Below are 15,797 nucleotides of genomic sequence, written 5' to 3'. Positions count from 1 at the left end.
CCCGCAAGGGAACAGGATTCTCCGCTTTCGCGATAAATTGGTAACGTCAATTCCCCGTTAAGTTTTTTTGCGCTATTAAAGTTGCATCAAGCCACAGGAAGGAATGACCGCTTGCCGATGCAGAACAGACCGAAGGAACAACTGCAGATCCTGAACAAGTTTGCGCGGGACCTGATGGGGCTGTCCTCTGTTGAAGACCTGATCTGGTATGTGGTTGAGGAAGTTGTCGGCCAGCTGGGTTTTGTCGACTGTGTGATCTACCTGCACGACGAAAAGCGCGGCACACTTGTTCAGCAGGCCGCCTTTGGCGAAAAAAAGGGTGCCGACCATTCCATTGAGAACAAGATTGAGCTCAAGCTGGGGGCTGGCATCAGCGGGCATGTAGCCCTGACGATGAAGCCTGAGCGCATCGCTGATACGCGCAAAGACCAGCGCTATGTCGAGGACCTTCGGGGCATGCGATCCGAACTGACGGTGCCTATCGTTTATAATGACAAACTTTACGGCATCATCGACTGCGAGCACCCTGACGTCGGCTATTTCACCAAAGACCATGAAGACCTGCTGACCACCATCGCATCCATGCTGGCTGTACGCCTGGCTGAATGGCAGACACATGAGCAATTGGCAGAAAGCGAGGAAAAATACCGCCAACTGTTCGAGATGTCAGAAGACGCCATGATGATCCTGGCAAACAACAAGTTCGAGCTGTGCAACCAGGGTGCCGCGACCATGTTCGAGTATGCAAGCCCAGAGGAAATGGCAAAGGCGCACCCATCCGAGGTATCGCCCGAATATCAACCCTGCGGGCTGACATCGTTTGAAAAAGCCGAAGACATGATGCGCATTGCGGTACAGGAAGGCTATACCCGCTTTGAATGGATGCACCGCAAGAAATCCGGTGAGATATTCCCGGTTGAAGTGACTCTGACCCGCGTGCCTTACCAAGGCCAGGTGGCGCTATATGCCATCTGCCGGGATATCAGTGAAGCCAAGGCCGACCAGGCAGTACTGCAGCGCGCGCTTGCGGAAGCCGAAGCCGCAAGCAAGGCCAAATCCGCGTTCCTGGCGAACATGAGCCACGAGCTCAGAACGCCGCTGAATGCCATCATCGGCATGTCGGAAATCATGAAAGACAAGGTTTTCGGCCCCATCGGCAGCGCCAAATATGAAGAATACAGCAGCGATATATACCGGTCAGGCACTTTCCTGTTGCAGATGATCAACGACATTCTTGACCTGTCGGCCATCGATGCGGCTGAACGGGCAATGGAAAAAGCCCACCTGGATATCGCCGAGATTATCGCCGACTGCACGGTAATGGTCAGCGCGCAGGCCAACAAAAAGCGCATCCAGATTCAGCCGGACCTTAGCAAGGCGCCTTCCACCGTGTGGGCGGACTCGCGCGCGCTCAGGCAGACCCTGATCAACCTGATGTCAAACGCCGTCAAATTCGGATACGACGGCGGACACGTTCAGGTGCAGGTGGTCAACGAAAAGGAACGGGTTGTCTTCCGCGTTAGCGATAACGGACGCGGCATTCCGGAAGACCGCTTGGCCACCATCACTCAACGGTTCGACCGCGGTCACCTGGACCCGACCAATGCGGTGGAGGGTACTGGCCTTGGCCTTGCCATCGTGGAACAATTCGTCACGCTGCAAGGCGGCACGCTGCAGATAGAAAGCCGCCTGGGTGAGGGTACCACCGTCACCTTTGACCTACCCAAGGAACGGGGCTAACCCCTCCGGCGCGCGGGCCCTACGGGCGATTTTTGGTCCAGCCTGGGCCTTGCGGCAGCCGCGGCCAAGCGCCAAGAAATTGCCACGAAAAAGGAAGCGCCGCCGGTCGCACTTTCACCCGCTCTATCGAGACCTGAACGAACCGTTCGGCCCCTGGATAGTCATGGATACTGTCTTCAGGCCAGGCGATCGCTGCGGCCCCGCCCACCTGCAACAGGTCGCCGCTTTCGAAATCGATAAACAGCAGCCCAGCGCGGCCCGTGTCGTGAATGTTTCCCAGCGTTTTGAAATGCCGGTTGCCTGAAAAATCAGGGAACAGGAGCGTGCCTTCATTCAGGAATTTCACAAACCCCGGCGCGCCGCCCCGGTGCGATACATCCACACCGTGGCGCGCATCCTGCCCCAAATGGGCGGACGCCGAAGCGATAAAGAATGTATCCGCGCGTTCGATAACACGCCTGTGGGTTGCCGACAGGGCGCTTTGGAGTGGGCTTTCCTGCCGCGCCACCAGGGCGTCCGGCACGCGCGCCTGGATATATTGCGGGCAATTCCCAAACGATTGGGTAACCCGGAGCGTCACGTCATCGGCGTCCACTTCCGCCACCCGGCCGTTGATGCGGTTCCGACGCCGGTTTTCCAGCATCAGACCAAGGCCGCCGACCTCCACAGCCAGAACAAGGGCCTCCGCCGGCAGGCACGCGCGCGGGATCACCAGATGCTCTGGGTCCGGCGACCGGATGAACCCTGGCTGCCCCCATATCATGTGGGCCCAAGGCATGCCTTCCGCGTCCACCGTGCCCAGAAAGAAATACAGCAGCCCAGAGAAGAAATCGCGGTGTTGGTCCGGCATGTAGGGACGCACCATTCTGGTGGCATATTTTTGGACTTTTTCCTGCACACCCAGCCTTTCCTGGATGGCGAGCTCGCCGTCATGAAACGGGCTGACCAATTCCTTCAATTTCTTCTCCTTTAACTGGTTGGCCGGGGCAGCCCCCAAAGCGAGGAGATGGAAACGCCCACCCCGGCCTGCGACCACCCCGTCAGGCAGCCGCTGAAACCTCTGTGTGTGGAATTTCCACAAAGCCTTCCTGCGCTTCTATGCGCGCAAGCCAGCCGCGGATGTTTGGATAAGGCTCAAGACTGACAAAGCCTTCAGGTGCCCGCGCCACATAGCTGTAGAGCGCCACATCAGCGAAGGTGATCGCGTCGCCAACAAGGAAATCGCGCCCATCAAGATTTGCCTCCAGCCCTGCAAGATAAGCATGGGCATTTGTGATAGACTCCTCTTCGTCGAAATTCGCACCGAAAAGCTGGATCAGCCGGGCACGCGCGGGACCGGAAGCCAGCGGGCCGCTTGCCTGCGCGAAAAAGCGCTCTACCAGCGCCTTGCCGGCTGCGCTTGCTGGAATCCACTTGTTGTCTGCATCATATTTGGCTGCCAGATAGGCCAGGATAGCAGTAGATTCGTATATCACGTCCTCGCCATCCAGGAGAACCGGCACCTTGCCTTCGGGGTTCAGCTCCAGGAACCAGTCGGACTTATGCTCGCCTGTGCCGAGGTCGACCACCCGGTTTTCGAACTCAAGCCCCATAAGCGACAGCGCCAGCTCGGCCCGGTGTGAATGTCCCGATAAGGGAAAGCTATAAAGAATGCGTTTTGTTTCAGACATGGAAGCCTCCGTAGTGGCGCTTTGGGCACCAGAATTTAATATGTACTGATCGGTACGTTTTAAAATGAACAGATCGGTACATATTGTCAACTTCATCGCTTTCACATGACCGTGAACGGCCAGGATTTCTCATTAAAGAATTGTAATTAATAGATTATTTCCAAACTGGATTGAACAAGACAAACATGATACAAAAAGAACAGATCAGTAATTTTTGGAATAATCAGCTATGCGCGCGTCGCGGAAAGACGAACTGATAGACAAGGCCTTGGAGGCCTTTTACCGGGACGGCTTCCACGCCACCGGCATGGACAAGCTGGTGGCCGAGACCGGCATCTCGAAAACTTCCATGTATAAATATTTTCGCACCAAGGAAGACTTGATCCTAGCCACCTTAGAGCGTCGGCACGAGCGCCTTACTGCCTTGCTGGTTGACGGCCCCGCAGCGCGGGCCGACACACCAAAAGGCCAGCTGGTGGCCAGCTTCGATGCCCTGCAGGAATGGATCGCGGGCGACGACTTCAACAGTTGCATGTTCATCAAGGCATCATCGGAATATCAGGACCCATCGCACCCCATCCATCAGGCGGCGGCGGCACACAAACGGTCACTGACAGATCACCTCGCCAGTCTGGCACGCAGAGCCGGCGCGAAGGAGCCTGAGACGCTGGCGCGTCAACTGATGCTTCTGAAGGAAGGTGCGATTGTGACAGCCCACATTCAGGGCAAGGCCTTCGCCGCCCCCGATGCCAAGGATGCCGCGCGGACACTGATCAACCTGGCGTGCCCGAAAGACTAAATAGCCGCTAGCCGCTACATCCCTGGCGCGGCACAGTGTTTCGCGATGAAGTCTTTCTGCGTCGGCAATTTGGGTACTGTGCCGCCAATGATGGTCCTCAGGTTATTGAAATAGTCCCGAAGCTGCGCCTCATCAAGCGCATCCGCCATGGGGTGATAGGCTTTCGGCATCACACGCTGGCCCAGCATCACCTGCAGCCATCCGGCTTCCGAGAACAGCTCGTTATTGAAGCGGAAGATGCGGCCCGTTTCCCTGAACAAGTCCATCTTATGCTTCAGGCTTTCGGGGATTTCCATCTCTCGGCAGCGCTTCCAGAAGGCGCTGTCGTCCCGTTCGGTGGCGTGATAGTGCAGGATGATAAAGTCGCGAATGCTTTCAAACTCGAAGCCGACTTGCTCGTTATATTCAGCCACGTTGCTGGCGTCCAACCCCAGGCTTGGGAACATCTGCACGAAGCGCACGATGCTTGTCTGGATCAGGTGGATGCTGGTGCTTTCAAGTGGCTCCAGAAAGCCGGATGACAGGCCGACGGCGATACAGTTCTTGTGCCAGAATTTCTCGCGCCGCCCAACCTTGAACGGGATTACGCGCGGGTCAGCCAGCGGCTTGCCTTCCAGGTTATCCAGAAGCGCCTGCGTGGCTTCGTCTTCGCTGATGTAATCGGAACAGAAAACATGGCCGTTTCCGGCCCGGTGCTGCAGCGGAATACGCCACTGCCAGCCCGCCTTGTGGGCGATGGACTGGGTATAGGGCCGCATGCGCGCGCCGTTTTCGGCAGGCACCGCCACCGCGCGGTCGCACGGCAGCCAGTCTGTCCAGTCGGTATAGCCAACGCCCAGCGCCTGACCGAGGAGAAGCGACCGGAAACCCGAACAATCGATGAAGAAATCGCCTTCAACCACCTGCCCGTCTTTGAGCGTGACGGATTCGATATTGCCGCTTTCACCATCAAGCGACACATCGGTGATCATGCCTTCCACGCGGTTCACGCCCGCGTGCTCACAACCTTTCCTCAAGTACCGCGCATAAAGCCCGGCATCAAAATGGAAGGCATGCGTGATGCCTTCGAGCGGCGAGTTGGGGATTTGACGCAGGCGGTCGAACCGGTCCTGTTTCGCCGCCTGATAGTTGAAGGAGAAATCCCAAAGGTCACCGGCGAAGCCCGCGGCCTTGGCGCGCAGCCAATAATGTTGGAATGGCACCATGCCGATCTGCCGTCCGATGGCGCCAAAGGCGTGCATATATTTGTCGCCCACCGCCCCCCAGTTTTCAAACTGGATCCCGAGCTTGAAGGTGCCCTGGGTGGCCTTGATGAATTCGTCCTCATTGAGGCCCAGCACATTATTGAAAATCTGGATCGGCGGAATGGTGGCTTCGCCCACGCCCACGGTGCCAATATCGTCGGATTCGATCAGCACAATCTCAAGCTGGCCACGCATCAGCTTTACAAGGAGGCTTGCCGCCATCCAGCCAGCGGTGCCGCCGCCCACGATTACCAGTTTCTTGATGCTGTCTTTTTGCACGTCCCGTGTCCTCACCCAATCCCGAAAAGAAAACCCCTGCCGACAATCATATCGGCAGGGGCAATTGTTTCAACCAGCCTCAGCCGGACCTGACTACATTTTGTAGTTCAGGCCGAAGAGGAAGGTACGGCCATAGTTCTGGAAGTCACGAACCTGGCGGCTGTCCTGATTGTAGAAGGTGGTGAACGGCTCGTTCGTCAGGTTGTTCACCTGGAACAGAACGGTCAGGCCGTCGATACCAACTTCACTGAGGTCGTAGCCAAGCTGCGCATCAATGATGGTTTCTGCTTCAACATCAACCTTCACACGCGTCAGGCTGAGAGCCGAAACCTCACCCAGGAACGACGAACGGTGGCGTACGGAAGCACGCGCCTGGAAGCCGTGGTTCTCATAGTAAACCGTACCGTTCAGGACTGTCTTAGACAGGCCAGGCAGCGTGATCTTTTCCTGGCTGCTTGGATCAACAATCGAGCTCTTGGTAAAGGACGCGGAACCCAACATACCAAAGCCTTCAAGCGCTTCAGAGAAGTTCGAGAATGGCAGGGACGCAGAGAATTCAACGCCATAGATCTTACCGCCGTCTACGTTGTCTTTGAAGTCGCGGCGACCAACGGTGGAAAGCGTGAACTCATTGCCCTCACCGTCAACAAACGTCAGGTCTTCGCCAAGTGGGCCCAGAACTTCCGCGAAGTCATAAACTTCAGAGTCGCTGAACGGGAAGCTGGTGATCTGCTTGTAGAAACCAGCGACCGAAACATAGGCGCCTTCGCCGAAATAGTGCTCGAACGACAGGTCATACTGCCAGGTCTTGAACGGCTTCAGGTTCGGGTTACCGCCACCACCGGTGAAGATCAGGTTCTGCTGGTCGAAACCGAAGCCGAAGCCAGCGTTCATGTCAGCCATTGGCGCGCGCGCCAGCACCTGGGCCACACCAACACGGATCTTGTTGTTGTCGTCGAGGTTGAAGCTAAGGTTCAGGCTTGGCAGGAAGTCCCAATAGTCAGTGCCTTCCGTAACTGGCGTTGCAACCACCTGGTTATCAACCGTCTTGGCTGCCCAACCGTCCGAGCTCTGGTCAGTGTAAACTGCCTGCACACCGACGTTACCGGTAACAGGCAGGCTGCCCAGCTCGGTATCGATGTTGGCCTGAGCATAGAGGTTCACAACCTTCTCGGTCACGGTCCAGCTGTTGGTCAGACGGGACTGCGTGCTCGCCGCTTCGTCATTGATGACATAGGCACCGCTGTCAAACAGGGCTTTCGCATCATAGCTGAGAACGTCACCCATGCCGATGAACTCAAGCGACGTTGGGTCCTCAAGGAACTGGCTTGGTACCGGCACATCCGCTGGATATTCATTGAGCGTCAGGAAGAAGCCCTGATCCAGAAGCGTTTTTTGACGCTTGGAGAAGCGGGCACCATATTCAATGCTGGTGAACGGGCTGTCATCCAGGAACTGTTCAGCGCTCAGACGGATTGCAGAAAGCTCATCGTCTGTTTCAGGCGCGTTGATGAAGCCGTCCTGTGCGCGGTCATCCGGATAGAAGCCTGCAACGAACAGACCCCAGCCCCAGCTGAGCGGACCGCCAAGCTGAATGAGGCTTGGGTCGGAATAGTCAAGACCATGGGTGAAGACCGCACCGCCGTCTTCGCCAATGGTGAAGCCCAGGTTGTCGGTCGCACCATTGCCGCTACCACGACCGGTACCAGCGTAGGTTTCCATGTTGCTTTCGATGCGGTCTACGCTTGAGTAGCTAACATCGAGTTCAATCGTCAGGTTTTCATTCACCTGATATTCGGTGTTCCAGCCGAGAGCCAGCGTTTCAGCTTCGCGGTTAACGAAGTCGTTACGCACCACAACTTCTGCACCATTGAACTGGCCCTGAGTGATCAGGCCATCTTCAACCGTGTAGCCGTCCTGCAGCTGCGCGCCAGACCAGGCAAGCGGGATTTCAATACCACGCAGGGTCTGCTCGTCATCAAACTTGGAATAGTAGGCATCAATCGTCGTGCGGACCTTGCTGTCATGGGGCGCATATTCCAGCACACCCAGGAAACCATCGCGCGTCAGCTCGTTCGATTTCACATATGGCTTGGCACCACCAATGATCAGGTTACCGTCAGAAGCCTCCGGGAAGCCCCAGCTGTTCCAGCGCTCTTCCTGGGTTGGAGAGAGCATGCGTGCATAACCGATGGCAATACCCAACTGGTCATCGTTGAACTGGTCAACGTAGGAAACGCTGGCACGGTAACCAAGTGCCGTCGTGCCGGAATTGAGCGCACCAAGGTCGGCATATTCGCCGCGCAGGTTCAGAACGATTGCTTTTTCGCCATATGCCAGCGGCTTGATCGTCTGCAGATCAACCGTACCACCGACTGCCTGTGACGTCAGGCTGGCGTCAGGCGTTTTATAAATGGTTACGCCGTTGATCAGCTCTGATGGATACTGGTCATATTCCACCGCACGGCCGTTGTTTGCAGACACCTGCTCGCGGCCGTTCAGTGTGGTGGTGGTGAAGTCTGGCGCCAGACCACGGATCGAGATCACGTTGGCGCGACCGTCAAGACGCTGTGCCGCCAGACCCGGCAGACGGGCAATCGATTCTGCGATCGACGCATCCGGCAACTTGCCCAGATCTTCCGCCGAAATCGTTTCAACAATCGAGCTGCTTTCGCGCTTGCGGGCAACCGAGCTCATAATAGAGGCGCGGAGACCGGTGACGACGATTTCTTCGAGCTCGACGCCTTCGCCTTGTTCGTCAGAATCGGCATCCTGCGCGAGTGCAGGAGATGCCGCGAATGCGATGGCCGAAGCCGACGCAAAGGACAATAAATTCGTTTTAAAATTTGAGGTACGCATGAAGCCTTCCCTTCCCTGATTAACCCTGGAAGCCAACCGGTATGGCCGATCCTACTGGCCAAAAGTTAAACTTCCGCAACTTTCCCTGTGTCGAAAGCTCGCGCATCACTTTGCAAACATCAAGTCATTTTTTCATCTTTTTGCTATTTATTGCAACGACCCTGCAAACTGTGCCATTCCTGCAACAGTTTTCGCTATAGCCCAGCTTATATAGGGTTATATGGACAAATAGGCGTTATAAAATAGCCTGCTTCACGCCCTGACATCTTTGCAAAATTGCGCTCTGCAATATTCTTTTTGCATTTTTTGCAAAAATTGCTAATCCTTGAGACTAGGAAGGGAGGCCCGAGTCTTCGGTGCCATATCAAAATAGGGAACGGGATCACCTCATGACGCAAAAACCAGCGCTGAGTTTTTGGCAAATCTGGAACATGTGTATCGGCTTTATGGGCATTCAGTTCGGTTTCGAACTGCAGGTCAGCAATGTCAGCCGTATTTTCCAGACACTGGGAGCCAACATTGACGAAATTGCCATTCTGTGGGTGGCTGCACCGCTGACGGGTCTGATTGTCCAGCCGATCATCGGCTATATGAGCGACAAGACATGGACCCGGCTTGGCCGCCGGCGTCCCTATTTCTTTTATGGTGCGATCCTCTCGACACTCGCGCTCCTTATTATGCCCAATTCGCCCACGCTCTGGATTGCGGCTGGCATGCTCTGGATCATGGATGCCTCCTTCAATATCGCCATGGAGCCGTTTCGCGCCTTCGTGGGCGATATGCTGCCGAACCGCCAGCGCTCTCTTGGCTATGCCATGCAGACCTTCTTCATCGGCATCGGCGCGTCTGTTGCGGCGGCCCTCCCATGGATCATGACCAACGCCTTTGGTGTCGCGAATGAGGCCGACCCGGGCATCATCCCGGATTCGGTGATTTATGCCTTCTACACAGGCGGCATCTTTTTGCTGATCTGCGTGTTCTGGACCGTTTTCACCACCAAGGAATATTCGCCCGAGGAACTGGACGCCTTCAACAAGGCAGACCATGCCGCATCTGAAACCAGCAAGGCACAGGCCGCGGCCCACGACGAAACGCTGATTGCACCCGCACGCCACAAGCAGGGCGGCATGCTGTGGCTCGCCGTCGGCGTGGCCGCCTCTCTCGTCATCTATATGACAGCCGCGTCCTACCGGCTGCATATCCTCTCGGGCGGTGTGATCGTCTTCGGCCTGTTGCGCTTGATTGTCTCTGCAAAGAAAGACAAGGGCCAGACCGCCTCCGCCATTGTGGAGATCACCGACGACCTGATGCTGATGCCCACGGTGATGAAGCAGCTGGCCGTGGTGCAGTTCTTCTCATGGTTCGCCATGTTCGCCATGTGGTCTTTCACAACACCAGCCGTGACCGCCTTCCATTTTGGCGCCATGGACCCATCGAGCGAGATCTATAACACCGGCGCCAACTGGGCAGGCGTGCTGAATTCCGTGCGCAACCTGGTAACCATCGCAGCCGCCATCTTCATCGCGCTTTACGCCAACACGATCGGGCGGCGCAAAATCCACATGCTGAACCTCACGCTGGGAGGCATTGGGCTGGCGTCTTTCTATGTCGTTAAAGACCCTGACCTCCTGGTAATTTCAATGGGGCTTGTGGGTTTTGCCTGGGCTTCGATCCTGTCGATCCCCTATTCGCTGCTCTCAAGCGCGGTCGCCCACCACAAGATGGGCATCTATATGGGCATCTTTAACTTCTTCATTGTGATCCCACAGATTGTGGCATCCACCACGCTGGGCCTTCTGGTCAGCGAGCTCTTTGCCGGTCAGGCGATTTACGGCCTGGTGTTTGCCGGCGGCTCCATGATCATTGCCGCCCTTGCCACCCTCAATGTCAGCGAGCCGGAGGCCGAATAAAATGAAATATCCACTTACCAAACTGGCGGGCGGCTGCCTTGCCCTTGCCCTACTAGCCGCCTGCGGCGAAGCCGACAAGGCCCTGCCACCAGAGGAACCCGTTACGGTTCGCCCGGAACTTCTGGAGCCATACATCAGCCGTCCGATTACCGATGACGTGATGTATTTTGTCATGCCCGACCGGTTCAATAACGGTGACCCGTCAAACGATACAGGCGGCTTTGGGGGCGACGCCAGCACGCATGGCTTTGACCCAACCCACAAGGGCTTCTTCCATGGCGGGGACTTCAAGGGCCTGACGGAAAAGCTGGATTATCTGGCTGACATGGGCATCAGCGCCATCTGGATGACGCCCATTTTCAAGAACAAACCCGTGCAGGGCAATCCGGTGAACATGACAGCCGCCTACCACGGTTACTGGATCACGGATTTCACCCAGATTGACCCGCATCTGGGCACGAACGATGACCTCAAGACCCTGGTGGATGAAGCACACAAACGCAACATGAAGGTGATTTTCGACATCATCACCAACCACACGGCTGATGTGATCAAATATGAAGAATGCTTTCCACGCGGCAGCGACCCGGCAAATGTGCCGCTATGCGCCTACCGCTCAAAGGAAGCCTTCCCCTACACCACCAAGGGCGGGCCTGGCGGCGACGCCATCAACGAAGGCTTCCTGGGCGACGAGCCTGTGCATCAGACAGCGGAGAATTTCGCCAAACTGACAGACCAGACATTCGCCTACACGCCTTATGTGCCCGCGGGCGAGGAGAATGTGAAGGTGCCGGCATGGCTCAATGACGTGCGCTATTATCACAATAGGGGTGACAGCGAATGGCAGGGCGAAAGCAACACCTACGGCGATTTTGCAGGCCTCGATGACCTGTTCACCGAACACCCGGATGTTCAGCAAGGCTTTATCGACATCTATAAATTCTGGATTTCCGAATTCAAGATAGACGGCTTCCGCATCGACACCGTCAAGCATGTGAACGACAGCTTCTGGCAGGCCTTCGCGCCCGCCATCATGGCCCATGCTGAAGCCGAAGGTATCCCGAACTTTTACGTATTCGGCGAAGTGCATGAACCCACGCCAGAGCGCCTCAGCCACTATACCAATGTGGCGAAGGTGCCGTTCGTGCTGGATTTCGCCTTCCAGTCTGCAACCTACCAGCTATTTGCTGAGGGCAAGGGCCCCGATGTCTTCGCCGAAACACTGAAAAAGGATGTGCTCTATAAGCCCGCGAAAGGCGACGCCCGGTCGCTGCCGATCTTTTTGGGCAACCACGACATGGGCCGCATCGGCCACTTCATTCGTCGCGGAAACCCGGATGAAAGCCTGGAAACGTCCCTCAAAAAAGACCTGCTGGCGCACGCGCTGATGTTCTACAGCCGCGGCGTGCCGGTCATCTATTATGGTGACGAACAAGGCTTCATCGGCGACGGCCATGACCAGGACGCCCGCGAGGATATGTTCGAAAGCCAGGTGGCGAGCTACGCAGACAATGACCTTCTGGGCACTTCGAAGTCCAGCGCCGACAATAACTTCGACGCTGAGCACCCGCTTTATGAGGCCATGCAACGCTTCACCATGGTCAAACGCGTCCACCCGGCGCTGCGGCATGGCAAGATGACCTTCCTGCACGCCGACAGCGAGCCCGGCCTTCTGGTGTTCGAACGCACAGACGAGACCACAGGCGACACGGTCCTGGCGGTATTCAATACGGCTGCCTATGAGGCCTCCGTCACGCTGCCTCAGTTCAGCGGTCCGCTGTGCTTCATTGACGGCACGGAAGGCGAGATGAATGGAGCCTACACAGCCCCCGCGCTTAGCTGGGCGGTTTATGAGAAAACGGCCTGCGAAAGCTAGGCCCACCCACATCCAACAAAAAAGGCGGCGCCCGGTGGTGCCGCCTTTTTCATGCACGCTTCAGAGGTATCAGGCGCCGCAACTTTCACGGATAATCAAGTCAGTCGGCAGCGTGGAAGACTGCACGTCCTCGCCTTCCAGCATCCTGAGCAGCTTCGATACCAGCAGCCGGCCAGCCTTGGTCACATCCTGCCGAATAGTGCTGAGCGCCGGACTTGAATAGGCCGCCACCAGCACATCGTCATACCCGATCACGGATACATCCTTCGGCACATTGATGCCGCGGTTCGCCAGCGCCTTCATGGCGCCGATAGCGATCATATCCGACATGGCGACGATGCCGTCAAATTCCACACCCTGCTCCACCAGCACATCCACCGCTTCCATCGCCGATTCCGGGTAGAAGTGGGCCGGGCGCACAAGGCGTGGGTCAAATTCGATGCCGTTCTGGTCAAGCGCCTCACGGTAGCCTTCCTGCCTGAGCTTCATCTCTGGCCCTTCGCAGTCACCCACGAAAGCAATGCGTTTGCGGCCCATCCGGATCAGGTGGTTGGTGGCGCGGCGACCGCCCTGGCGGTTGTCACTGCCGACAGAGCAATATTTCTGGTCCGGGAACTGCGCGCCCCAGGTCACGAACGGCACGCGCTGGGCCGCGAGCTGGTTCAGCTGTTTGTGCATGGTGCTTTGGCCCAGCACAATCAGGCCGTCGCACCGGCCGCTGGCCACCAGGTTGGCCGCGCTGTGATAGTCGGTCATCGTCAGGTGCGAAATCAGCAGGTCGCAATTCTGTTCCTTGAGCGCATCGCCAATGCCGCCGATCAGATCCAGCGTGAACGGGTCAGACAGGCGCGTATCACGGCCCTGCGGCGGCGGGATCACGATCGAAATCGTCTTGTCTGCATCCTCGGTATAGACCTTGTCGCGCAGGCGGCCGGAATAATTGTTACTTTGGGCGAGCGAGAGGATTTTCTTCTTGGTGCGGTCCGATACCAGCGGGCTGTCGTTAAGCGCCCTGGACACGGTCGAAATCGATACACCGGCAAGCGCCGCCAAGTCCTCCAGACGGTGGAGATTTTTTTCTTTTTCGTCGTCGCTCATACTGCCATCCCGAGTTGCATATTTTTGCAAATTTTGCTGTCGTTTTCTTTCCTGCTTCCGTTTTAGCAAGAAAATCCATCATTTTGGAAGACTTTTATTTTTGCAAATTGGCGCTGCAACTAGCCCGAATTTACCAAAAACGTAGGTCGCAAAAAAAATCAAAATTATATAGCGGGTCGCTCGCCTGGGCGGCGTCAAACATCTGAGAGCCACCAGTGGTGGCAAGAAGATTTGCGGGCGTAGCACCCCGTCCATGGCGCAGCGACAATCATCAGGTTTCAGGAGGAGCTGCCCTGGACGGGGGAATTGATACGCCCACTATGGCCAGATAGTCGGCGAGGCTGGCGCCACAAGACTATCTGGAAGCGCGGACAGCATCATCATCGATGGGGGTCATGATGATGACGCCTGTGGGGCGGCGCCGGGGATTTCCCCGGCGCGTCCGCTGCTTTAGACCCGTTCCTCATCGGGCTGAGTGTGGATAATTTGTCCAGCACTGCGATCAAACCTCTGCCCGTTAACTGGTCCCCCGCTTCCCTCTTTGGCGGGGGACCGTTTTGTATCGACCCGCCCATTTTGCATATGAGTGATATTGCGAAATCTTCCCACATCTGGAATGGTTGGCACCTGTATGAAGGCGCGGACGCAGCCGCATTGTTCAGGGCTAACCTTTTGGATACTGGTAAAAAATCAATCTTGCTGAAAGCCTACCTGGAGAAACGCCCGGCGCTGAAGCGGTTCCTGGTGGTGCGGTTTCGGGACGAGACGCTGGCAGAAGACCTGCTGCAGGACCTGTACCTGAAGCTGGAACGCGTTGATGACGCCTCAACGATCAGCAATGTCGGCGCCTACCTGTTTCGCATGGCCAACAACATTGCCCTGGACCACAACCGGCAGAAGATGCGTCAGATGGCGCGCGACAGAAGCTGGGTGGATATCAGCCGGTCAGAGTACGGCAGCGAAAGCGTCGATGAAGGCCCGGCGGCTGATCGCACGATCGAAGCCAGGCAGAAGCTGGCGCAAGTGTCTGAAGCGCTCAACCAGCTGCCGCCACAATGCCGCAAGGTATTTGTGCTGCATAAGCTGAAGGGGCATAGCCACAGGGAAGTCAGCGAAAGCCTGGGCATCGCCATAAGTACCGTGGAAAAGCATATGGCCAAGGCCATGAAATTCCTGGTTCTGCATTTGAAAGATAAAGACTAGCCAGCAAACTGGCGGGTATGCGCCTATCGCGGCGTCATTAGACTGAACGAGAGTAATTAGGGCCTGCGGGCTCATGAAGGCAGTAAAAACAGATGACCAAAACCGATACCAGTTTCCTGACGGATGAGCGGCTTGAAGCCGCCGCCGGCTGGCACGCGCGCCTCAGCGGCGACAGCGTGACCGAGGCCGACTGGCATGCCTTCACCGACTGGCTCGAAGCCGATGAAGCCAACAGCCTGGCCTACGAGCATGTCGAACACCTGGCGCTGATGGTTGAAAGCGGCGCAGACACGGTGGCCGCCAGCGTGACCGATACGGATGACGATGCGGATATGGGCACCGTTATCAATGCCGGCTGGCGCTGGAGCAAACCGAAAGCATGGATCGGGGCGGCGGCTGCCCTGGCTGCGATGCTGCTGATCATCGGCACAAGCTTCACTGGCCCCTTCTTTGGCCCCGACACCCAATATTACCAGACGGGGCTTGGCGAAACCCGCCTTGTCACGCTTAAGGACGGCTCAACCGTTCAACTGAACACCAACACAAAAATCAGCGTTGCCTTCACGGGCGACGTTCGGCAAACCGCACTTGCCTATGGCGAGGCGCTCTTTTCCGTAGCCAAGAACCCGGACCGTCCGTTCCGGGTGGACCTGGGCGGCAGGTCGGTTCAGGTTGTGGGCACCCAGTTCAATATCCTGCGTCACAACAACCAGCTTGTTGTCACTGTGGCGGAAGGGCTTGTGGATGTGGCGCCGACACACGTGATCGAAGAGGAAGCCCAGTCGGCCGAGCGGGAGCGCCTGGGTGTTGGCGACCAATTGACCGCTTTTGAGAAATCATCAGAGACCCACGTTCAAAAAGTGGATGCCCAGCAGGTAACCGCATGGCTGCACGGATATCTGGAATATGAAGACGCTGCGCTTTATCTGGTCGCTCGTGACCTCAGCCGGTATCTGGGCGAGCCTATCGCCGTAACCTCAGGCGCGCGGGACATCAGCTTTTCCGGCATTCTCAATATGGGTGACCGGGAAACAGTACTGACGACACTTGAAAAACTACTGCCTGTGACCATAAAACAGACGGATGGAGCAATTCTGATCGGTCGCAGGGAGTAGACAT

Annotated in this window: 11 protein-coding genes; 6 read left to right on the top strand and 5 right to left on the bottom strand. The window is 56.7% G+C overall.

The window, feature by feature from the left end; all coding sequences use genetic code 11:
- Window positions 1–117 precede the first annotated feature (117 nt).
- The gene (locus KORM41_RS17555) at window positions 118–1,740 is read left to right on the top strand and encodes an ATP-binding protein (protein WP_068151346.1); all 1,623 of its coding nucleotides are present in this window, start codon (window positions 118–120) and stop codon (window positions 1,738–1,740) included.
- 19 nt (window positions 1,741–1,759) lie between these two features.
- Here KORM41_RS17555 and KORM41_RS17550 read toward each other — a convergent pair whose 3' ends face one another.
- The gene (locus KORM41_RS17550; RefSeq protein WP_068151345.1) at window positions 1,760–2,698 is read right to left on the bottom strand and encodes a pyridoxamine 5'-phosphate oxidase family protein; all 939 of its coding nucleotides are present in this window, start codon (window positions 2,696–2,698) and stop codon (window positions 1,760–1,762) included.
- An 82-nt stretch (window positions 2,699–2,780) separates the two neighbouring features.
- Complete coding sequence (locus KORM41_RS17545; RefSeq protein ID WP_068151341.1) at window positions 2,781–3,410, bottom strand: glutathione S-transferase family protein; 630 nt, start codon at window positions 3,408–3,410, stop codon at window positions 2,781–2,783.
- Window positions 3,411–3,639: 229 nt separating this feature from the next.
- Between KORM41_RS17545 and KORM41_RS17540 the strand changes: the two genes are divergently transcribed.
- On the top strand, window positions 3,640–4,209 hold the full coding sequence (locus tag KORM41_RS17540; protein ID WP_068151339.1) for a TetR/AcrR family transcriptional regulator: 570 nt from the start codon (window positions 3,640–3,642) through the stop codon (window positions 4,207–4,209).
- 14 nt (window positions 4,210–4,223) lie between these two features.
- On the opposite strand, the gene KORM41_RS17535 is transcribed toward KORM41_RS17540, so the two are convergent.
- Together KORM41_RS17535 and KORM41_RS17530 are read right to left on the bottom strand one after the other, a co-directional pair.
- Complete coding sequence (locus KORM41_RS17535) at window positions 4,224–5,732, bottom strand: tryptophan halogenase family protein (RefSeq protein WP_082720032.1); 1,509 nt, start codon at window positions 5,730–5,732, stop codon at window positions 4,224–4,226.
- Window positions 5,733–5,825: 93 nt separating this feature from the next.
- Window positions 5,826–8,591 carry a TonB-dependent receptor gene (locus KORM41_RS17530; protein WP_068151336.1) on the bottom strand — a complete coding sequence of 922 codons (2,766 nt, stop codon included), beginning with the start codon at window positions 8,589–8,591 and terminating at the stop codon, window positions 5,826–5,828.
- Between the two features lie 431 nt (window positions 8,592–9,022).
- On the opposite strand from KORM41_RS17530, the gene KORM41_RS17525 reads away from it, so the two are divergent.
- Together KORM41_RS17525 and KORM41_RS17520 are read left to right on the top strand one after the other, a co-directional pair.
- Entirely contained in the window at window positions 9,023–10,501 is a 1,479-nt protein-coding gene (locus KORM41_RS17525; RefSeq protein ID WP_231727318.1) for an MFS transporter, read from the top strand.
- 1 nt (window position 10,502) lies between these two features.
- Entirely contained in the window at window positions 10,503–12,377 is a 1,875-nt protein-coding gene (locus tag KORM41_RS17520; protein ID WP_068151330.1) for an alpha-amylase family glycosyl hydrolase, read from the top strand.
- 69 nt (window positions 12,378–12,446) lie between these two features.
- Here the strand turns inward: KORM41_RS17520 and KORM41_RS17515 are convergent, their stop codons facing one another.
- Complete coding sequence (locus KORM41_RS17515; protein WP_068151327.1) at window positions 12,447–13,475, bottom strand: LacI family DNA-binding transcriptional regulator; 1,029 nt, start codon at window positions 13,473–13,475, stop codon at window positions 12,447–12,449.
- A gap of 582 nt (window positions 13,476–14,057) precedes the next feature.
- Here KORM41_RS17515 and KORM41_RS17510 point away from each other — a divergent pair.
- Window positions 14,058–14,678, top strand: coding sequence for an RNA polymerase sigma factor (locus KORM41_RS17510; RefSeq protein ID WP_068151324.1), 621 nt, complete (start codon window positions 14,058–14,060; stop codon window positions 14,676–14,678).
- A gap of 92 nt (window positions 14,679–14,770) precedes the next feature.
- Window positions 14,771–15,793: a FecR family protein gene (locus KORM41_RS17505; RefSeq protein ID WP_068151322.1), complete on the top strand. Its 1,023-nt coding sequence runs from the start codon at window positions 14,771–14,773 to the stop codon at window positions 15,791–15,793.
- The last annotated feature ends 4 nt before the right edge of the window (window positions 15,794–15,797 follow it).

This window comes from Kordiimonas lipolytica, assembly GCF_001550065.1.
This window is presented reverse-complemented; position numbering and strand designations above follow the sequence as displayed.